At 46.5% G+C, this 20,229-nt stretch carries 19 protein-coding genes and 2 pseudogenes; 11 read left to right on the top strand and 10 right to left on the bottom strand.

All coding sequences use genetic code 11. The annotated features are described in order from the left end of the window. Nucleotides 1–2 precede the first annotated feature (2 nt). Nucleotides 3–650 (bottom strand): DUF6444 domain-containing protein, encoded by a 648-nt coding sequence (locus MJO57_RS25950; protein ID WP_252019897.1) that lies wholly within the window; start codon nt 648–650, stop codon nt 3–5. A gap of 48 nt (nt 651–698) precedes the next feature. After that, nucleotides 699–2,018, bottom strand: coding sequence for an IS1634 family transposase (locus MJO57_RS25955; protein WP_252018603.1), 1,320 nt, complete (start codon nt 2,016–2,018; stop codon nt 699–701). 242 nt (nt 2,019–2,260) lie between these two features. Between MJO57_RS25955 and MJO57_RS25960 the strand changes: the two genes are divergently transcribed. Further along, on the top strand, nt 2,261–3,538 hold the full coding sequence (locus MJO57_RS25960; RefSeq protein ID WP_256491761.1) for an IS4 family transposase: 1,278 nt from the start codon (nt 2,261–2,263) through the stop codon (nt 3,536–3,538). A 60-nt stretch (nt 3,539–3,598) separates the two neighbouring features. Here the strand turns inward: MJO57_RS25960 and MJO57_RS25965 are convergent, their stop codons facing one another. Beyond that, nucleotides 3,599–3,757: a hypothetical protein gene (locus MJO57_RS25965; protein WP_252019899.1), complete on the bottom strand. Its 159-nt coding sequence runs from the start codon at nt 3,755–3,757 to the stop codon at nt 3,599–3,601. A 109-nt stretch (nt 3,758–3,866) separates the two neighbouring features. Continuing rightward, nucleotides 3,867–4,361 carry a transposase gene (locus MJO57_RS25970; RefSeq protein ID WP_371924920.1) on the bottom strand — a complete coding sequence of 165 codons (495 nt, stop codon included), beginning with the start codon at nt 4,359–4,361 and terminating at the stop codon, nt 3,867–3,869. Nucleotides 4,362–4,467: 106 nt separating this feature from the next. On the opposite strand from MJO57_RS25970, the gene MJO57_RS25975 reads away from it, so the two are divergent. Beyond that, nucleotides 4,468–5,585 (top strand): IS3 family transposase gene (locus MJO57_RS25975; RefSeq protein ID WP_252026963.1). Its coding sequence is split into 2 segments (ribosomal slippage): nt 4,468–4,699 and nt 4,699–5,585, totalling 1,119 coding nucleotides; the frame shifts between segments, so codons are not numbered across the junction. Nucleotides 5,586–5,937: 352 nt separating this feature from the next. Beyond that, nucleotides 5,938–7,119 carry a Fic family protein gene (locus MJO57_RS25980; protein ID WP_252019901.1) on the top strand — a complete coding sequence of 394 codons (1,182 nt, stop codon included), beginning with the start codon at nt 5,938–5,940 and terminating at the stop codon, nt 7,117–7,119. 869 nt (nt 7,120–7,988) lie between these two features. Here the strand turns inward: MJO57_RS25980 and MJO57_RS25985 are convergent. Next, nucleotides 7,989–8,354 carry a hypothetical protein gene (locus MJO57_RS25985; protein ID WP_252019903.1) on the bottom strand — a complete coding sequence of 122 codons (366 nt, stop codon included), beginning with the start codon at nt 8,352–8,354 and terminating at the stop codon, nt 7,989–7,991. Nucleotides 8,355–8,526: 172 nt separating this feature from the next. Between MJO57_RS25985 and MJO57_RS32920 the strand changes: the two are divergent. Both MJO57_RS32920 and MJO57_RS25990 read left to right on the top strand, forming a co-directional pair. After that, nucleotides 8,527–8,703, top strand: a pseudogene (locus MJO57_RS32920) (DUF6444 domain-containing protein); the annotation flags it as partial. A gap of 42 nt (nt 8,704–8,745) precedes the next feature. Continuing rightward, a complete protein-coding gene (locus tag MJO57_RS25990; RefSeq protein ID WP_256493353.1) occupies nt 8,746–9,996 on the top strand; it encodes an IS66 family transposase in 1,251 nt (416 codons plus the stop codon). 278 nt (nt 9,997–10,274) lie between these two features. Here the strand turns inward: MJO57_RS25990 and MJO57_RS25995 are convergent, their stop codons facing one another. The 3 genes from MJO57_RS25995 to MJO57_RS26005 all read right to left on the bottom strand — a co-directional run bounded on the left by MJO57_RS25995 (nt 10,275) and on the right by MJO57_RS26005 (nt 12,854). Further along, the gene (locus tag MJO57_RS25995) at nt 10,275–11,384 is read right to left on the bottom strand and encodes an IS4 family transposase (RefSeq protein WP_252019907.1); all 1,110 of its coding nucleotides are present in this window, start codon (nt 11,382–11,384) and stop codon (nt 10,275–10,277) included. A gap of 34 nt (nt 11,385–11,418) precedes the next feature. Continuing rightward, entirely contained in the window at nt 11,419–12,621 is a 1,203-nt protein-coding gene (locus tag MJO57_RS26000; protein ID WP_252017687.1) for an ISL3 family transposase, read from the bottom strand. 77 nt (nt 12,622–12,698) lie between these two features. Beyond that, nucleotides 12,699–12,854 carry a hypothetical protein gene (locus MJO57_RS26005; RefSeq protein ID WP_252019909.1) on the bottom strand — a complete coding sequence of 52 codons (156 nt, stop codon included), beginning with the start codon at nt 12,852–12,854 and terminating at the stop codon, nt 12,699–12,701. A gap of 261 nt (nt 12,855–13,115) precedes the next feature. On the opposite strand from MJO57_RS26005, the gene MJO57_RS26010 reads away from it, so the two are divergent. The 5 genes from MJO57_RS26010 to MJO57_RS26030 all read left to right on the top strand — a co-directional run bounded on the left by MJO57_RS26010 (nt 13,116) and on the right by MJO57_RS26030 (nt 16,791). After that, entirely contained in the window at nt 13,116–14,078 is a 963-nt protein-coding gene (locus MJO57_RS26010) for a DEAD/DEAH box helicase family protein (protein WP_252019911.1), read from the top strand. After that, nucleotides 14,059–14,949, top strand: coding sequence for an IS4 family transposase (locus MJO57_RS26015; protein ID WP_252019913.1), 891 nt, complete (start codon nt 14,059–14,061; stop codon nt 14,947–14,949). The genes MJO57_RS26010 and MJO57_RS26015 overlap by 20 nt, the downstream gene beginning before the upstream one ends. Nucleotides 14,950–14,953: 4 nt before the next feature. Further along, nucleotides 14,954–15,262 carry a transposase gene (locus tag MJO57_RS26020; RefSeq protein WP_252019915.1) on the top strand — a complete coding sequence of 103 codons (309 nt, stop codon included), beginning with the start codon at nt 14,954–14,956 and terminating at the stop codon, nt 15,260–15,262. Further along, nucleotides 15,241–15,660, top strand: a complete 420-nt coding sequence (locus MJO57_RS26025) for an IS4 family transposase (protein ID WP_252019917.1) — start codon at nt 15,241–15,243, stop codon at nt 15,658–15,660. The genes MJO57_RS26020 and MJO57_RS26025 overlap by 22 nt, the downstream gene beginning before the upstream one ends. 69 nt (nt 15,661–15,729) lie before the next feature. Beyond that, complete coding sequence (locus MJO57_RS26030; RefSeq protein WP_252019919.1) at nt 15,730–16,791, top strand: hypothetical protein; 1,062 nt, start codon at nt 15,730–15,732, stop codon at nt 16,789–16,791. Between the two features lie 2 nt (nt 16,792–16,793). Here the strand turns inward: MJO57_RS26030 and MJO57_RS26035 are convergent, their stop codons facing one another. Continuing rightward, complete coding sequence (locus MJO57_RS26035) at nt 16,794–17,852, bottom strand: transposase (protein ID WP_252017920.1); 1,059 nt, start codon at nt 17,850–17,852, stop codon at nt 16,794–16,796. A 297-nt stretch (nt 17,853–18,149) separates the two neighbouring features. On the opposite strand from MJO57_RS26035, the gene MJO57_RS26040 reads away from it, so the two are divergent. Further along, nucleotides 18,150–19,214: an IS630 family transposase gene (locus MJO57_RS26040; RefSeq protein ID WP_252018707.1), complete on the top strand. Its 1,065-nt coding sequence runs from the start codon at nt 18,150–18,152 to the stop codon at nt 19,212–19,214. Between the two features lie 129 nt (nt 19,215–19,343). On the opposite strand, the pseudogene MJO57_RS26045 reads toward MJO57_RS26040, so the two are convergent. Next, nucleotides 19,344–20,221, bottom strand: a pseudogene (locus MJO57_RS26045) (IS1595 family transposase); the annotation flags it as partial. Nucleotides 20,222–20,229: the final 8 nt, after the last annotated feature.

Genomic DNA, 20,229 nt, shown 5'->3' on the forward strand with positions numbered 1-20,229 from the left:
TTTTAGAGAGTATTAAAATACTCTGACACGCGCTTAAAAGGCAGGAAATGGTATTGGTTAAGATAGACGGCCATAGCCTGTGTGGCTGAGCCATATTGTGCGGCAGCGGTAACACCTTCCGGGAATTCAGCCTGATTCCGACAACCACAAGTGCAGATTTTTACTTCAGCTCTATGGGCCGTTACTTCAAATTCACCCGGTCTCCCTGGTTCAAACACCTGTCGTTCAATATATTTGACCGGCTCACTATCAAGAAGAGACGCCTGACATTTATTGCATTCTTTAACTGGAAGGTACTCAATATAGTCAGGGATATCGACCTGTTTAAGACAAGTGCCCTGATGCCCTTTCTTTCCACCGGCTTTATTACCAGAAGACTGTCTCAGACTTTTAGGATTGGGTTTTTCATCCGATGGATCGGTACCTTTATCTGCGGAAAGGTCGTCAGAATGATCTGGAGAATTACTGTTTTTACAAGGTTTTTGATAACCATCAGACGATGGCGGCTTGCTGCTGTTTTGACTGTTCTTGCCAACCTTTTCTTCCAATTCTCGACATCGCTCTTCCAGACAGGCAACTCTCATCCGCAGCTCTGCATTCTCTTTCAAGAGAATCTCAGCCGACATAGTTGCGGGTAGTTCTGGAATCATGCTGGCGAATATTGTGGAAAAATGGTGCTTAAGAGGATGGTATAAAAATCAGAAAATTCCAGATTTATGTGGGGGTGCTGAACAGTTACGTGATTTGTAAGTACTTAGCACTTCTGCTGTACTCAGCCGACTGTCGTCCAGATCATTCGTCGCCAGCACAAAGCAACCCAGAGAACACTCTGCATCTTTGCGACAGTCAACGGATACCCAAGGATATCCGCTCACATAATATTCAATACTGTCCGGTTTAGAGCCTTTCTCCGGACGACCTACCTTGGTATAGCAGGGTTTCTCAGTAATGACAGGTTCCGCCTGACAATAAATAGTTTTTGACTGCCATTCATCGAACGCACGCAATGCGTCGGTTTCACACTTGAAGGCTTTTTTGGCCAGTTTACTGGTCAGCGCTTCTGCTTCTTTCTCAGACTTCTTTAGCATTTTTTTCAGCAGTGTTTTTTGTTCGCTCTTTCGAGCCTGCTCGCTGCGGACCAGAATCCAGCGCTGGGAGACACCCGCATGATCTGACAGCATTTCATGACTCTCATAGCCCTCAGCACCCTCCACTGGTGTCATTTCACAAGAAGCGACACTGTCAATCAGTTCTCTGGCTTCTTTGATTTTTGACGGAACCCGGGTGATAAATTGCTGGCCCTGCTGATGAAGTATCTGTACGTTATCTGTTGTATAAAGTGCTGCATCACCAATCAGGTAGCGATTATTCAGGGCTTCCCGGTAGGATTTCAAATGGCTGCTGATGACTTTTTTAAAGTTTTTATTGTCGTTTACGTTGCCACTGGACGCTTTCATAAAAACGGGAATACCGGCCTGATTTTCCGTCATCATCAGCAGTATTGCCTGGTTGAGCTCGGGTCGATGATCCCTGCTGTATCCACGACAGAGTTTGATACAGTGCATATCTTCTTCGTCGACGTCAGATTCGCTGTTATAAACGCCGTCCACATGCAAGCTTGTTGAGTCAAGGTTCAGAGCCTTGCACGGCAGTTTTAAGACATTCACTGCCTTGACAGCCAGCGATAAATAGACCTCACTTACATCCAGTTCAAAAAGCTGATCCAGGGCTCTGCCGAGTACACTGTCGTTAATGTGTTCGGGTTTAATACCGGGCCTGATGAGTTTATCCAGCGGTTTATCAGCATGAAACTCCGGGAACATATGAAGCGTGCGGGCAGTGAACCCAAGGCCGTTAAGCAGCATTGATACTACGGTTTCGCCAAAGGAAATATTCCGGTGTTCAGATTGGTTAGGAACCAGGGAATCCAGATGATTAGAGATACCGAGTTCTTTGCACATACCGGCAACCAAACCCATATGATCGATACGTTGAATGTGGAACTGATGAGGATGCATTGGACATGTTCATTCTGAGAATTTTTTACATTTTAGCCGGTGTAGGGAAATTCTCAGATTGAGTGCTGAATGACGGTTACAGTGTGTAATTATTAAGTACTCTTAGGGTAGACATTAAGCTCAAAAAAGGTTCGTTTCCGGCGGCAGAACCCACCTTGAACAGCCACAATAAAGCTTCGAAACCATTATCAATGGCTGAACAAGATGAGTACTGCAAATAGTAGATTAGTTGAAAAAAACTGTTGACCTGTTTCGACCGGTCAGAACTCCTAAGTATGGCGGAACAGCTTGGTTTTACTATACGACAGCGAGATATCCGTCCTTTGGATTTTATCCTCTCACTGATCGATGCCCTCGCTGGTGATGGAAACTGCGATACCCAGGCGGATCTACACCGTAAATTTAACGAGTTGACGGGGCTGAATGTCTCTTATCGTTCTTGGGCAAATCAAGCTAAAAAGGACGCGCTGCCTACTCTTATCCTGTGGCTATGGGTGCAGTGTCTGGAAATATTTTCCCGCAAAGTCATGGCGTTTGATGAAGACAGTCCATTTTCAGAGTTTGAGCACATTCTGATTCAGGACGGTTCGTCACAAGCTGTCTATGATGCCCTGAAAGAAGCATTTCCCGGCAGGTTCTCAACGGTCAGTCCTGCTGCCGTCGAGCTTCATACGACAATGGATCTTCTCACCAACAACCTGGTGCGGGTGCAGCTGACTGAAGATACCCGTTCAGAAAGAGACTGTCTGCCACCACTGCCAACATCCATGGCCTATATCCTGATGCTAATGGATGCCGGTTATTTTGAGCTGGAACTCTTTGCCGCTATTGATGACAGGGAGGGTTCTTTTATCTGCAAGGCACCTCAGAGTATCAACCCGACGATACTCAGCGCGGTACGGGAGGATGGCAAGAATCTCAATCGCTACAAAGGACAAAAACTGAAGGATGTACTGTCTGGCTTCCCCAAAGACCAGTGCCTCGACCTGGATGTAGAATGGCCGGGATTCAAAGCCTGGCCATTCCGCTTGGTTGTCCGCTGGAATGACAAAAAACAGAAGTGGGTTTTCGTTGTGACCAACCTGAACCGGGTGGAGTTCACCTTGAGTGATGTGCTCCAGGCCTATCGTCTACGGTGGCAGATAGAGCTGATTTTCAAAGAGATCAAATCCTATTCAGGGTGGCATCGTTTTAACACCAAATCAGCGACACTGGTGTTTAGCCTGATTCTGATGTCCTTTGTGGTTGTGACGTTGAAAAGGTACCTTGCCCATGCTGCACAGGCGAACCTCTGTGAAAGTGGGAGCATTGAGGAAATCTCGACGCACAAGGTGATGAAAAGTGGGACTCACCTGTTTGGTAATGTGATTTCATCGTTGATGAATGCAGGAAAGTCATTGGTCTCATGCATTAAAAAGCTACTGGACTTCTGGGGAAATAATGCGAAACGAGAACACCCTGCACGGGATGGTTGTTCAGGGCGTACAAGATTAGGCTTCTGTGCAGTGGGTGGAGCTTAATGTCTACCTTAAGATTAAGTACTATAAATACATTCCTTATATTCTGGATCGTAGTTTTATTCAACCTACATGGTCATGCTCAAGAATTGCAACAATAGCGCCTAACCCGAATGTTTCATAAACGCTGCTACAACTCGAACGGCTGATGTTTTTTTGAACAAACATGGCCTGCCAAATCGTAGCAGCGTATTTTTCTGCATTGATATTGCGTCCCGCCATGGCTTTATGTCAAAAAACATAACGATTTACCTGACACCAGGCGCACCGAACCCTCAACCTCCTTCAGCTGATCCAATAAAACGCCTCCCCAACCGAAATGCTGTGTCTGTTATCCCGGTCTGAGAACTGGAATGGCAGCAAAAGCTTCCGTCACTCGTTGTAGCAACACTTTCATTGGGTTACTGCTGGGCAGATGTAACTTAACTCGGTCTTTATACTCCACCACCTTAACGGCAATTTTGAACAGCTTGGCGATCACTGTTGAAGGCTGAGCCCTCTGCATCTCTGTATCCTTCAATACAGTGGTTCTCATTTCGTAATGCAGAACGTACGCGGCACAGGCGTAGTACATACGCAATGCATTCGCCCGAAAGCTCATATCCGATGTCCGATCACAGGACAGATCATTTTTCAGGTGTTTGATGTAGTTTTCATCCTGTCCTCTGGGACAATAGAACTGCTCATAAATGCACCGGGCCGAGGCATTCTTGATGGAGGTTACAACAAAGCGAGGGTTATCACCCATCTGGTTCACTTCAGCCTTATATATGACACGTGTATCCAGCCCTTTCCAGCTCTTCGCCTGATACTGAAGTGGTTTAATGACTTAGGACACCTCGTTAAGCACAATAGTGCAGTTAGTGACGAGGTAGAAAGTGACAAAGCAGCGTAAAAATTATTCTCCGGAATTCAAGCGTAAAGCCATTGCCATGGTAGTGGAGCAGAAGCAGGCTGTAACAGAGGTTGCCAGAAGTCTTGGTATCAATGATGGCAACCTGAGACGCTGGATACGGGAACAGGATGAAAAAAAGGAAATGTCTTTTCCAGGCAAAGGGCAGCAAGCTTTGACGCCTGATCAGCAGCGAATAAAAGAGCTGGAAGCTGAAAACCGCCAGTTGAAAATGGAACAGGAAATATTAAAAAAGGCGACGGCCTTCTTCGCGAAAGACCTGTTGTAAGATTTGCATTTATACAACAGGAGAAGGAGGCCTATCCGGTGCAGGTGCTCTGTAAAGTAATGCAGGTTGGGCGCAGTGGCTTTTATCGCTGGCAGAATCAACAGGAACATCAGAAGGACTCTCTGGCCAAGCAGTTCCGCCTGGATTCTGATGCACAACAAATTTTTATCGACTCCGATCGCTCATATGGCAGCCGGAGAATGGCAAAAGCCCTGCAAGGCAAGGGTTACAATATTGGCCGCTATCAAGCAGCAACACTGATGAAGCGCTTGGGACTGGTTGTGAAGTATGCAAAAAAATTCAAGGTGACGACGAATAGCAAGCATAAGCTTCCGGTAGCAGAAAATCTTCTGAACAGGGAGTTTGCTGTCACAGAGGCAAACAGGGTCTATACGACTGATATCACTTATCTATGGACTCGCGAAGGCTGGCTGTATCTGGCAGTGGTTATGGATCTCTATTCCCGGAAGATAGTAGGCTGGTCAATGGACAAGCGTATGACCACAGAGCTGCCGCTGGAAGCCTTGAGAATGGCGTGGTGGAGTCGTAAGCCTGGTTCGGGAGTGCTTCACCACTCAGATCAGGGAAGCCAGTACGCCTCGCTGGACTATCAGGCTCAGCTCAGGGAATACGGCATGATATGCAGTATGAGTCGTAAGGGAAATTGCTGGGATAATGCGGTAACGGAGCGATTTTTTGGCAGTATGAAACGAGAAAGGACTGACCATTATATTTTCGAAACAAGGGCAGATGTTGAGGCGACAGTTGTTGATTATATTTTGTTCTACAACAACCGCAGACTTCACTCTTATCTTGGTTACATGAGCCCTGTGGACTTTGAACAACAAGAACTCAGGAAAGCGGCTTAATCAGGTGTCCATTTTTACTTGACCACTACAGCTGGCGATGGCTAATTATATCCACCAAGGATAGTTCAGCAGTTCGGAATTCGAAAAGAGCCTTAATGAAAATACCTTCTGGTTACCCAGCGAAAGTGGTCATCTAAACGACAGTGTTCAACACTGAAAGATATTTTCTCTGATCATCGCCCATACCTGCGAAGCGTTTGCTTCATGCTTCCTGGCATTACAAATCGCATTTTACAATCCACCCAGTGCACAACTCGTAACCAACAAGAAGGGGTAGGCAAATTTTTTCCTGCGGCAATCCTCTAATCGTTCTGAAATTTATAGAACGCTTAATCCGTCGACATGGCCAGATATGCTATCCGGGTACCCGTACGTCACCCCGTATCATACACACCCATGCCGCGCTACAATCAAACCTATAATATTGGCTCAGGATACCAACAGGATGCCCCCTGATCAGCCAGATACGCTGCCCCTGGAGAATATTGACTTTCGCGCCTTGTTTAGCCTGGTCGGCGAGGCAAACGCTGAGCTTGCCCGGTACGATGGTTTGCTACAAGGGATACCAAACCCTGCGGTGATGCTCTCGCCACTGACCACTCAAGAGGCCGTACTCTCTTCCAAGATTGAGGGTACTCAGGCCACCATTGATGAGGTACTGGAGCAGGAGGCAGGGCTGGAGAAAGAAGGCGAGAAATTCAAGGATATCCAGGAAATTTCAAACTACCGCTCTGCCCTGTTTCAGGCCAGTGAACACCTGAAAGCTTATCCCATCCGTTTAAGCCTGATTCGTGAGTTGCACAGCATACTGCTCAACAGCGTTCGGGGTCAGAATAAATCTCCCGGTGAATTTCGCAACGATCAGAACTGGATTGGCCGGGCGGGTTGCTCCATGGAACAGGCGACATTTGTGCCTCCCTCACCGCTGCGATTAATGGAGCACCTTGAGTCCTGGGAACGTTATATCGATTATGATGACTGCGACTTTCTTCTTCAGGTCGCCGTGGTACACGGGCAATTCGAACTGTTGCATCCATTCAAGGATGGTAATGGCCGGATTGGACGCATCCTGATCCCACTATTCCTGTACCAGAAAAAAATTCTCTCCGAGCCTATGTTCTACCTGAGCGAATACCTGGAAGCCCAGCGTGACGAATATTACCAGCGTCTCCAGGCGATCTCTTCAGAAGGAGACTGGAATGGGTGGATTGCTTTCTTTTTGCGAGCAATCACCCTTCAGGCCAGGGAAAACAGTGCGCGGGTGAGAAACATCATGGGGCTGTATGAACATATGAAGCATCAAATTCAACACATTACCCGTTCCCAGTATTCTGTTCATTTACTGGATGCACTGTTCAGTCGCCCCATCTTTCGCACCACGGATATTATTCAACAGTTTGAAGAAAAGTACGGCATTCATCCCAAAACCACACCGGCTTTACTTCGTCAACTGCGTGATGCCGGGATTTTATTGGAGATCAAACCGGCTTGGGGAAGGCGTCCTGCGGTACTTTGTTTTGCAGAGCTGTTATAAATTACTGAAGGTCAGAGTGTATTCCAACGCGGATAGCTCTGAATTCTCACGCCTTTTAAGGAGTGGAACCGCTGATTCAGGCTCCACAAACCTCGTTGAGGAGTTTGGAGACTCCTCAAAACCATTTGAGGAGCGTGATACCCGATTCAGACTCCATAAGCCTCGTTGGGAAGGTAAGGATTCCACGGCATATGTTAATGAGCGGAAAATTTAATTCAAAGTAACCGGATATCCTTGCTAAATGAAAACTTCAGGCCTTAAAAAAGCTCATACCAATCAACATATTACTTCCGGTAAGAGGCAATATTATCCCCAGATAGTTATTGTGTTTCGGGATCACTTTTTTTGCAGGTAATGGCCTCTTACGGAGGCCAGTCGGCCAGATCACCGGGGTCGTTTTTATTGTTGATACATCCGACCATCCAACAGCGGCCTGCCCCACCAACAGGCTCATGAATCACCAGAGATATCATAGGAATCGCTCCCGGCTCTGACTGCGGTTGTTATTAGCCCCACTTTGCCGCTTGGGTAATAGACCTGACTTTCACCTTATCACGGTGAGCTGTCGTTATCTTCCCCGATTTTGCCTGGTCTGCTTTACTGATCATGAAGGCTCCGGATTCCAGGGGTAATCATTGCATCGTTGGGCATATGAACTGAAATCTTGGGATGGTGGATCATATTCATAACCTGTAAAAGCACGACGATACAGAGACCATGACCAGTGGGATTCAAAAAAAAGGGATGCCTATCAGAAGTCGCTCAGCCAGGGCTACACGACAAGCCGGGCGAAAATCCATGATAAAACGACGATCTTCAGCAAACCTCAAGCGCCTTTGGTCAATAATGCCAGAGAGCTTGCTGGATGATCAGTAATGGTGGGCATAAATAAGACCAGACTCACTGGCTTTAATAAACAGCTCTCTATGCTCTTTGGCCAACACCTTCAGCCTGCACTTTTTGTGTGGTTTAACCAGTGCAACCGCTAAAGTAATGGCAGCCAACTCGGCGACACGCTGGTTAGCCGACAGTTTCAGTTTATGCAGACGCGCTATATTCTTCCTAGAAATAGTAGACTGACGCATAAAAACAAATATTTCATTTTCCTGATCAATTGCACATCTTTCGTCTTTGGGTTTCTTAGAGCACTCTTTGCAGATATGGCTCTTATGCCCTTTACCAGAAAACTGTTCATTTGGCTTGCTACAGGCACAAATCCTACAGTAATGAGCCATTGATACCTCTTAGTTTATTTCATCGTAACTGTTCAGCACCCCCACATAAATCTGGAATTTTCTGATTTTTATACCATCCTCTTAAGCACCATTTTTCCACAATATTCGCCAGCATGATTCCAGAACTACCCGCAACTATGTCGGCTGAGATTCTCTTGAAAGAGAATGCAGAGCTGCGAATGCAGAGCTGCGGATGAGAGTTGCCTGTCTGGAAGAGCGATGTCGAGAATTGGAAGAAAAGGTTGGCAAGAACAGTCAAAACAGCAGCAAGCCGCCATCGTCTGATGGTTATCAAAAACCTTGTAAAAACAGTAATTCTCCAGATCATTCTGACGACCTTTCCGCAGATAAAGGTACCGATCCATCGGATGAAAAACCCAATCCTAAAAGTCTGAGACAGTCTTCTGGTAATAAAGCCGGTGGAAAGAAAGGGCATCAGGGCACTTGTCTTAAACAGGTCGATATCCCTGACTATATTGAGTACCTTCCGGTTAAAGAATGCAATAAATGTCAGGCGTCTCTTCTTGATAGTGAGCCGGTCAAATATATTGAACGACAGGTGTTTGAACCAGGGAGACCGGGTGAATTTGAAGTAACGGCCCATAGAGCTGAAGTAAAAATCTGCACTTGTGGTTGTCGGAATCAGGCTGAATTCCCGGAAGGTGTTACCGCTGCCGCACAATATGGCTCAGCCACACAGGCTATGGCCGTCTATCTTAACCAATACCATTTCCTGCCTTTTAAGCGCGTGTCAGAGTATTTTAATACTCTCTATAAAATGAGTGTAAGTGCAGGCACTGTCGCCAATTTTGTGGCCAGAACCTATGAAAATCTGGCTTCTACTGAAGAGGTTATTCGTGACGCCTTGCGGGAATCGTCTGTTGCCGGAGCCGATGAAACGGGTATGCGGGCCGAGGGCTCTTTGCACTGGCTACACGTTATGCGGGATGAACAATGGACGCTCTACTACTTGTCTGAAAAGCGAGGTCGTGAGGCCATGGACACGATGGGCATACTGCTAACATTTGCAGGCGTTCTGGTTCATGATCATTGGAAATCCTATTTTGCATATGCGGCAACTCACGTACTTTGCAATGCCCATCACCTGAGGGAGCTTTTGGGTGTTGTTGATAGGGACAGCAATCAACTGGCGTTGCGATTGATGAAGCTACTGAGGCTTTCCTGGCATTACTGCAAGGGCTTTAAGACCATAGGTATGCTACAGATGCCAAGTGTTGTCTGTGAACGAATCGAGAAGATTTATGACCGGTTGCTTCAGCGGGCTCTAATGAAAGAAGTCGTCTATATGGAGAAGCAACGAGAGGAGCTTAAGCGCAAGAAAGTCAAGAATACTAAAGCTTACAATCTCTTCAAACGACTCACTGAGTTCAAGGCTGAGACACTGCGCTTCATGTCAGATTTTACCATTCCCTTCGATAACAATGGCAGTGAGCGGGATGTTCGAATGGCCAAGTTAAAGCAGAAAATCTCAGGCTGCTTCAGGAGTGCAGACGGTGGTTCTATGTTTGCACGGATTCGCAGCTATTTGTCGTCTGCCAGAAAACAGGGAATGGACATATATCAATCACTTCATAGAGCTGTTCGGAATTACTGTAATATGCCTTTGCTCAGTGCTGAATAGTTACCATTATTTAAAGACTTCCGGTCAGAACAGCAGTTTGATGGTATCTGGGCCTGTGCCTCGCTCCTGCATGTTCCTTACACAGAACTCTCCGATACCTTCACCCATCTGGCCTCGTTCCTGAAAATGGATGGCATCTTCTACTGTTCGTTTAAGCTGGGCGAAAATAACCAGCTAACCCGTAATGGCCGGAGTTTCACTGATTTAAACTACTATGGTCTTATAGATATTCTCAGCAATACGCCACTGAAGATAAGCCATCACTCTTAAGGTAGACATTAAGCTCCACCCACTGCACAGAAGCCTAATCTTGTACGCCCTGAACAACCATCCCGTGCAGGGTGTTCTCGTTTCGCATTATTTCCCCAGAAGTCCAGTAGCTTTTTAATGCATGAGACCAATGACTTTCCTGCATTTATCAACGATGAAATCACATTACCAAACAGGTGAGTCCCACTTTTCATCACCTTGTGCGTCGAGATTTCCTCAATGCTCCCACTTTCACAGAGGTTCGCCTGTGCAGCATGGGCAAGGTACCTTTTCAACGTCACAACCACAAAGGACATCAGAATCAGGCTAAACACCAGTGTCGCTGATTTGGTGTTAAAACGATGCCACCCTGAATAGGATTTGATCTCTTTGAAAATCAGCTCTATCTGCCACCGTAGACGATAGGCCTGGAGCACATCACTCAAGGTGAACTCCACCCGGTTCAGGTTGGTCACAACGAAAACCCACTTCTGTTTTTTGTCATTCCAGCGGACAACCAAGCGGAATGGCCAGGCTTTGAATCCCGGCCATTCTACATCCAGGTCGAGGCACTGGTCTTTGGGGAAGCCAGACAGTACATCCTTCAGTTTTTGTCCTTTGTAGCGATTGAGATTCTTGCCATCCTCCCGTACCGCGCTGAGTATCGTCGGGTTGATACTCTGAGGTGCCTTGCAGATAAAAGAACCCTCCCTGTCATCAATAGCGGCAAAGAGTTCCAGCTCAAAATAACCGGCATCCATTAGCATCAGGATATAGGCCATGGATGTTGGCAGTGGTGGCAGACAGTCTCTTTCTGAACGGGTATCTTCAGTCAGCTGCACCCGCACCAGGTTGTTGGTGAGAAGATCCATTGTCGTATGAAGCTCGACGGCAGCAGGACTGACCGTTGAGAACCTGCCGGGAAATGCTTCTTTCAGGGCATCATAGACAGCTTGTGACGAACCGTCCTGAATCAGAATGTGCTCAAACTCTGAAAATGGACTGTCTTCATCAAACGCCATGACTTTGCGGGAAAATATTTCCAGACACTGCACCCATAGCCACAGGATAAGAGTAGGCAGCGCGTCCTTTTTAGCTTGATTTGCCCAAGAACGATAAGAGACATTCAGCCCCGTCAACTCGTTAAATTTGGGGCTTTTACAGGTTGGCTGATCATTTCAGAGCCTCCTGTCTAATTTTCAAATATAGGTAATCAAGGTCATTGTAACCGCATGCTTTATAGATGATCCGTTTGATAACCCCATTGAAGGCTTCGATTTTCGCGCTGGTTATACGATGCTGGCAGTATGACAGTAACCCTTCTCTAGCTCTGTCTAACCCCTTGGCGAACTTCTTTAACTCGGATATCCCTGTTTCTTTGGCAAGTGCTATCCAGTTGTCCAGGCACTTTCTGGCACAGGCTTTATATTTGTACGTCCATAGCTGTTTTAGCATATCTTTCAGGATATATGCCTGATTGAGATCCTCATTCATGGCTAACAACTCCTTCAGATTACTTTGCCCTTTTGGTGTTAAATTCTCAGGATTTCTGAACAGGTTAAAGCGTTGCCCTTTGATAAACGGCTTGTCCTCTTCTTCTGCCTGTCGCCACTCCCTGCGCCTGATTTGGTCAATCACATCGTTGTAATTGGCAATAATATGAAACTTGTCGTATACAATATCGGCGTTTGGCAGATGCTCTCTCACTGAAGCCTGATAGCTTCCACCACGGTCAATACCAACGCATTCAATGCTTGCTTTTTGTTCTTCTGTCAGACTGGAAAGGAACCGATCCAGAACTTCTTTCTTTTTTCCTTCACCAAGGAACAGCGTTTCACCGGTATCAGCATTCAGAGCAACGGTTAAAAAATGATGCCCCTTACCAATGGATTTTTCATCGATAAGAAGAGCGCGAATACCATCCCGCTTGGGTGCAGGCAGCATCTTCATGAGCATCTCTTTATCCCAGCGACGAGCGGTGCCGCCAGAGATAGCAATGAATTCAGGAACCTTGTCACATGGCATATAGCGGCATAGATGGCTGACATGCCTTTTAAGTCGCTCTGTTGCTTGAGCTTTAGGTGCAAGCCCCGGAGGCGTGACTGTTTCTATATTACCGCAACGAGAGCAACGCCCTTGAAATGCAGTGAAGAGAAGATTTACCTGAAGAGTCCCCAGTGGCAGATCCTGAACGCTTCGATCGTTTGTCTTCATCTGCCCCATAGGTGTTTCGCACTTACTACATCTGACGTGTTGTATACGGCCATCCCGACGGAGATGGACAAAGGCATGTTTGATATTCCAGTCAATATCAATTCGCTCGATTACCCAGCCAGGAAATGCGAACATAGGACGAAGTGATGGGGTTGCAGACATGTCTGATCCTTCAGAAGTTTTGATCCTTACAAATCAATCTTCCTCTGAAGGCTATTTCTGTTGCAACCCCTCACTTTTCATCCGCCAACCTGTAAAAGCCCCTTAAATTTACGGTGTAGATCCGCCTGGGTATCGCAGTTTCCATCACCAGCGAGGGCATCGATCAGTGAGAGGATAAAATCCAAAGGACGGATATCTCGCTGTCGTATAGTAAAACCAAGCTGTTCCGCCATACTTAGGAGTTCTGACCGGTCGAAACAGGTCAACAGTTTTTTTCAACTAATCTACTATTTGCAGTACTCATCTTGTTCAGCCATTGATAATGGTTTCGAAGCTTTATTGTGGCTGTTCAAGGTGGGTTCTGCCGCCGGAAACGAACCTTTTTTGAGCTTAATGTCTACCCTAAGAGCCATCACTGGCAAACATCCGACCTTCGGCCAGGCAGAGCCAATGAACAATGGCTTAATGCCCTGCTAATCAGGATTTAAGTAAACATGGAAGCAACGCCGTTATATCACCATACACCCCCTCATGCAAAAACGCCCGACGATAACGGCTCAGTCTTTCTAACCACTGGTGGCATTAATGACCCTCTGCTCCCCAAGCTGATTGACGCCATAAACCGCGCCAGGGAAATAGCCATCACAGTAGCGTTTATCCGGGTAAGTGGTTTGAAGCTGCTTTTCGGTGCACTGTTTGATGCCGTTGAACGGGGAGCAACCCTGAAAGTGCTCACATCGGACTATCTGGATGAAACTGACCCACAGGCTCTGCGGGAACTGATGTTACTCCGGGAACGAAATGCGGATATACGAATCTACCAGTGCGATGGTCAGCAAAGCTTCCATATGAAGTCCTATATCTTCGTTCATATGGATAACGGACAATGGCTTGAGGGATCTGCCTTTGTTGGCTCCAGCAATATCAGCAAAGCGGCCCTGGTAACCGGCCATGAGTGGAACCTGAAGCTTAGCTGCCGTGGAACAAACGACGATATTTATGTACGACAGTTTTCCAATATCCGCCAGCAGTTCCATGATATCTTTCACCACCCACAGGTTAGCCCGCTTAGCCATACATGGATCGACAGTTACATTAGCAGGCGCAAGAAACAACAGCTGATAGCCGTTGATCCTGAGGCATTCATCGAAGCCCCAACACCCAGCAATATTCAGATCGAAGCCCTGCAAGCCCTTCATAACAGTCGACTGTCCGGCTATCAGCGTGGACTGGTGGTACTGGCCACAGGGCTGGGCAAGACCTGGCTGGCCGCCTTTGATATCCGACAGTTCAAGGCCAAAAGGATTCTGTTTGTGGCACATCGGGAAGAGATACTGCTGCAGGCACAAAAAGCCTTCACCCGTATCCTGCCCAAAGCCTGTCTCTTGATCACAAATAGCTACCTTGTTCTATCATTTCTCACTGATAAAACAGGTCATGCTTCCACTTTCTCCTAAACCATGGTCAGAACTAACTTTTGGATGTGCTGATTTGGGCGATACTCGACGTACAAAACGACTTGTCAAAGTTGCTGCCGAGCTTTCAGCTCATACCGGTAATTCTTTGTCATCTTCATGCGAAGGTTATACCGCACTGGTAACTGGAGCTTACCGGCTGATTGAGAATGAGGCCGTAAAGCCTGAAGCAATAGCTGAGGCAGGCTTTCAGGCAACTGCCAAAATAGCGAGACAGTCTCGCCTACTTCTGGCTCTCGAAGATACAACAACCCTGGGTTATAAACATGCTGTCAGATCCGAGCTTGGTGATCTTGGAGGTCCTGAAGGCTCTAAAACCAGAGGATTCCACGTCCACTCTGTCTTCTTGGTTGATGCGGATACAGAGCGAAGCATTGGGCTTATTGATCAAGAACGATGGGTTAGAGAGGACGTTCAGCGGGGGAAAAAGAACCAACGTCGTCAGCTACCTTACGAGGGAAAGGAAAGCTTTAAGTGGCAAAGAGCCTCTGAAAACACAGAACAAAGGATGGGGGGTAAAATGCCTGACATCATCAGTGTTTGCGACCGGGAGGCGGATATATACGAATATATGCACTACAAACTGGATAACCGACAGCGGTTTGTTGTAAGAGCTACACAAAACAGAATCCTGGTGGATGGCGAACTCTTATTATTTGAGGCTCTTATTGGATTACAGACTGTTCCCAGATTGAACCTGGCTGAAGCACTTATCATTAAAGGCTCTCAGAGCTTTGCTCGGCAATTTGCCCTCAAGCCTTACATTGCGTGGTCCACATCCAATTTTCACTGCAGAGCAGTTCGGAAATCAAATAGAGCCTTATTTGATTCCTTAGCTCAGACTTCAGACTGAAGTGTTGGGGAAATATACGATAGTGGTTCCTCAAAAAGGAGGTAGAAAGAAGCGAAAGGCAACGCTGCAGGTCAAAAGAAAGAAGATGACAATACAGGCGCCGCAAAGGCCAGGCGGCAGGCCGGAATCGGTAACTATGAATATTGTGTCGGCTGAAGAGATTGGCAATGACTCCGAAGACCGTTTGCACTGGGTACTATTGACAACTGAAGATATTGAAACATTCGAAGACTGTCGCTCTATCATTCGATTTTACGAGCTCCGATGGCGAATAGAAGAGTTCCATAAGGCTTGGAAATCGGGAGCAGGATAGAAAGGCTTCGTCTGCAATCTCCGGATAACATTGAACGACTTGCGGTCATATTAATGTTTGTCGCTGTCAGACTAATGCAAATCCGTGAAGCATTAATGTTACCGAATGACAGGCAGCACAAAGACAGAAAGCTTTGGAGTGAAAAAACACTCGCGAATGAGGTGGTCAGTGATGATGAATGGCAGGTTCTCTGGCTAACCTATGAAAAAAAAGCGTTGCCCGATAAGCCGCCAACAGTCACTTGGCTGCTTCAAACGATTGCTCGGCTTGGTGGTTGGGGTGATTCAAAGCATACAGGGCAGCCCGGCTGGTTAGTGGTATGGGAAGGCTGGGCGAAATTGCAGGATCGGGTAAAAACCTGGCAGATAGCCCGGCAGTTCAGCGCTGGAGAGATGTGATCAAGAGTCAGGCCAACAACAGGCTCTGTAGGCCCGACTCTAGCAGCGACTGATTCTGCCAAAGCACAGATGCTTGAAGAAATTGCCCGGGATGACGGTGAGGCGGCACACCGACAACTTGTCAGTTCGTTAAAATCGAGTAATTCCAGCGCCTTCGCCTTTGATATGGCAAATGCAGACGCCGCCGGGTCGAAGACCAGGCCAACCGGGACTGGTTGGGAGCCGGTGCCTGTCCCTGATGACTTTAACCGGGCATTGAATCAAAATGAAACAACAAAAAGCGGGGAATTTGCCAGAACCCCGGGCAAAGGTACCGGGAAACAGCTCAATGCAGTGCAAGAGCGGCTAACCTTTCCGCGTCATTCAGAACCGACCACGAGTTTTCGATTTCATCTGGGTGGCGTAACACATAATAATGTGAATGGCTTGCCTACACCGAAAGGTTGTATATCCAGTTCTGACAACTCGAAAGCAACCGTCAATAGCCATAGTAACAGTAGGCAGCCAGTATGGTGTCCGGAAGCACCCCCTCCCCCCAGTGCTGAACTGACCACTTGTTTTCATACGGAAGACTCTCTGGGACGGAGTAATTTGGTGAACACACGGGCAAAGATTGCCAACGGCCTGTTTCTCGATAGTTGTCCAAAAGCAGTTCCTGCGGGTGAAACCATTTCCGGCTCAATGGACATCCATATCAAGAAGCCAGGTCCGGCAACTATTTTTCAAATCCACAGTACACCTGACCGTTTGTTGTATCGCGACAATACCGACGCCATTCACACATTATCGCAGCAAGCCAGTAAAGAAACCTATGAGCATTTAATAGACGACAGAATGCAATTTGAGCAGGAAGGCAAACCACCTTTTTCCATCGCTATTGCGCAAAAAGATAACCTCCCTTATTTAACGATTACAGGGCGGTCTGATTTTGCCAGGTTTGCAGACACAGAATGTGACTTACCCAGTTTTAGGGGGGGCAGGAGCGAGGAGTTGGCGTTTCGAATGGTCAGGTGCTGTGATGACAAGAGCAGTGCAGCTTACCTTTACCATATGCCGCTCTCCAATTTTCATGACCCAAATTATCAGCCAGACTTTGCCAATGTGAAATATGAGATTGATTTTAGTAACTGAAGTTACGCAGCTAACAGCTCTCTCAGCTGCCCCAACGAAGCTTTCAGCCCTGCCATATAGATTTTGGCTCTGAGCTGAAAGTGATTCAGATTTACTTTCAATGACAATACTTCCAACCTGAAGGCTGAGTAAATTGAAAGAAAGATATGATTACTCTGTGTTCTCACAGTATGCGCCGGTGACTTGGCCATTGACGCATTCGATTTCAGCGTTTTATGGAAGACCTCGACTTTCCACCGTTTCTCGTAGATTGCCTTGAGAGTCTCGGCATCACAGTCAAGATCGCTGCAAACCAGATAGAGAATGCCTGTGCTTCCGTCTTTGTTTTTAAAGACCTGACGGTATAGCAGAACAGGGAAATCGACACCTGCTATCCACCCTTGTACAGGCTTATCTTCTGAAAAATCAACAGTATCTATACGCTGTGAACGGCCTTGTAATTTGTCGTCCAGACTGAGGGATACCTTGCGGTTTGACTTCATCGCCATCAGGAAATGTTTATTACAGTCGTGTCGAATAAACATCATATTGTCGTTTGAGCAAAACCAGCTATCTGCAAGGACATAGCGGAACATAAGCTGGTTATGGCAGCAAATCATCAGCATCTCCCGCATCATTTCATTTTTGGTTTGCTCTGCATATCGTCTTACCTTTTTTGTCTTCAAGTCGGTGTACAGGATGGTTTTCTCGATCAATTTATAGGCGACAGGAATCGACGCATCTCCGGCATGGTAGTGTGCATTGAGCAGATTTATACCTTTCACGGTGCGATTTTTTGTATGATCAAAATGCCAGGTGTTCAGGGCATTCTCTTTGCTGAACTGCTTTTCCTGAATCGTATCGTCAAAGATCAAAACCCCATCACTGCACTCAACCTGTCGCACGACGGGTTTAACGTAAAGCCATAAGTCACGACTGGTAAACTCATTGTTTGAAAGCAATCGGGTGAATTGGTCATGACTGTAGACATTATCCAAAAGCTCTGACACTCCCGTTGCAGTGGTCTTCCCAGACGACGACAACAGGTAGTCAGAATAAAGTTCTATGAGATCATTTTTCATGCCACCAATAATGGCTGATTTTCAGCAAGGTGCGTAACTTGAGTTAGTAACTATTCAGGCCCAGCGGCAACCAAGGGGCAGGTGAAGGTATGGATCGATGATAGGAATGTGGTAAATGCCTCTATTTATATCGGTGCAAATAACCGTCCGGAACGTGGTGGCGGCCAGTATTTTGCCACGTTTGGGATTAGTGACATGAGCTCCCGGACACCGGTAATAAGTAGTTAAAAGTTTGCTTATGGATATTTTGATCGTACTATCAGGCAGACAAAGAAAGAGATCCTTAATCTATTATAAGTGGGTCTTGAACTAAAACGTCCCCAACCTATGAAGTATGTCAATATCACTGATGAAGCTGTTGTATTAACTTTGAAATACGCCAAGCACTACGGCCCTCTGAGGTGTATCAGGGAAAGAGCTCATGGTCTTCTATTGAGTAATCGAGGCTTTACCCTTGAGCAAATTGCAGAAATCCTTGAGATTAAATATCAGACCGTTTCCCAATGGATTGATGATTGGGAGGACTATGGTATTCGTGCATTGTATAAGAAACATGGTGGTGGAAGATCTTGCATATATGATGAATCTGAAGTGCAACGCATAAAAGAGTTAGTAGCAGAAGAGCCTCGTCGTTTATCGTATGTAAAATCCAAAATTGAGGATGAGACCGGTAAATCCTCATCAAAACTTACTCTGGCCAACATCGTAAAAAAGTTAGGACTGGTTTACAAAAGACTCCGTAAATCGTGCAAACATAAACGGGACGAAGAGCATTTCCAGCGTTGTAAAACTGCACTGAAAGACGCCCAGGAAGCTGAGCGCAAAGGGTTAATAAACTTGTTTTATTTTGATGAGTCCGGATTTACTCAAGAACCTTGTGTGCCATATGGCTGGCAGGAAAAAGGAAAGCAGCTCAGAATTCCATCAGTCAAAAGTAAGCGCATCAACGTGCTGGGCTTTATGAATCGGAGCTGTGAGCTGTTTCATTACCCTGTTGTGGGCTCTGTGAATAGTGATACAGTGATTGCAGCCTTTGACGACTTCGCAGAGAAAATGGAGGATGAAAAATACAGTTCAAATGACCGCTACACCGTAGTTATGGTGGACAATGCCAGTATTCATACCAGCAAAAAGTTTCGTGACAGAATCGCTGACTGGACTCTTGAGAAAAAGTTACTGATCTGCTTTCTTCCAACATATTCACCTGAACTCAATCTGATTGAGATCCTGTGGAGGAAAGTAAAGTATGAATGGCTCAATCTATTGTCAATCAAGAGTTTCACGGAATTTGAAAAGGAAGTTGAACGAGTGTTCGCTTCATTTGGAGAGAGTCATATGATTTCGTTTGCAAATACTAAATAATCGTTCAGTCAATTTATCCGAAAGCAAATTATCAACTACTTAGTCAAATTCAGGAATGTTGAGTTTAATCAAGGCAAATTATCAGGTCGTCCTGCTCACGTGCAAAAGGATCAATACAACCTTGGTGGGCTAAGTTACCGTTAATGGTTGGAAGCACCAATGTTCAGTAATTCTGCTGATCAACCGGCCAACAGTTAATTTTTTTGCTGCCGTCAGTTCTCGCCTCCAGGCCAGATAATGGGGAAGGTAACGAGTTGCAACCCCTTGGAATACGCCGCCAATCCAGCGTTTTAAATGACTGTGATAAGAATTTACAGTCTGGATGTGGTAGATGCCTTCAACAACATGTTGACCTGCTGATGTCACCAGCTCCTTGAAGACAAATCCAAGCTTGTCAGCAAGTTTTTCGTGAGCGAGGTGTGCATCCGCACAGACCGTGGCCTGTATCGATATGCGGCCATTTAAATGCCTGCACAATTCATTAGCACTTTCGTTTTCTAATACACCGTCAACGGTATTTCGATTACGGTCCCGAGCCACCATTACCGGGACTTTTCGGGCTTTGTTGGGATCATTACCCGCTTTCGGGTTGGCCGTGGAAGGCCTTCTCTTTGCCCTTTGAAGGATTCACGGAAAAATGTTTCATCAAGCTCAGTAATGCCACAAAGCTCTTCTGCTTGATCATTATTAATCACTTCAAGAAAGCGGTGACGCCAGCGGAACGCAGTTTTCAAGTCAATGGCATTCTCAGCAGCAGCTGGTCGCAAGACCATAGAGTGAGTCATACCTGCGAGGTACTTGTTCCATTTTTCAGGGTGCCTGAGCCTTGCCAAAGGCGTTCCACTAAAGGCGTTAAACGTTGAGTCGCAAGTCTTGCAGTGGTAGCGCTGTCGGCCATTTCGTATGCCCCAGCGACCAACGCTATGGCTTTTGCATTTGGGGCACCTGGGGTTTTCGGCAAATTGGGCAAGTATGCTCTTTTCTACGTCAGGTGTTGCATTATCGTTATTGGGTA

This window comes from Endozoicomonas sp. SCSIO W0465, assembly GCF_023716865.1.
Lineage (GTDB): Bacteria > Pseudomonadota > Gammaproteobacteria > Pseudomonadales > Endozoicomonadaceae > Endozoicomonas.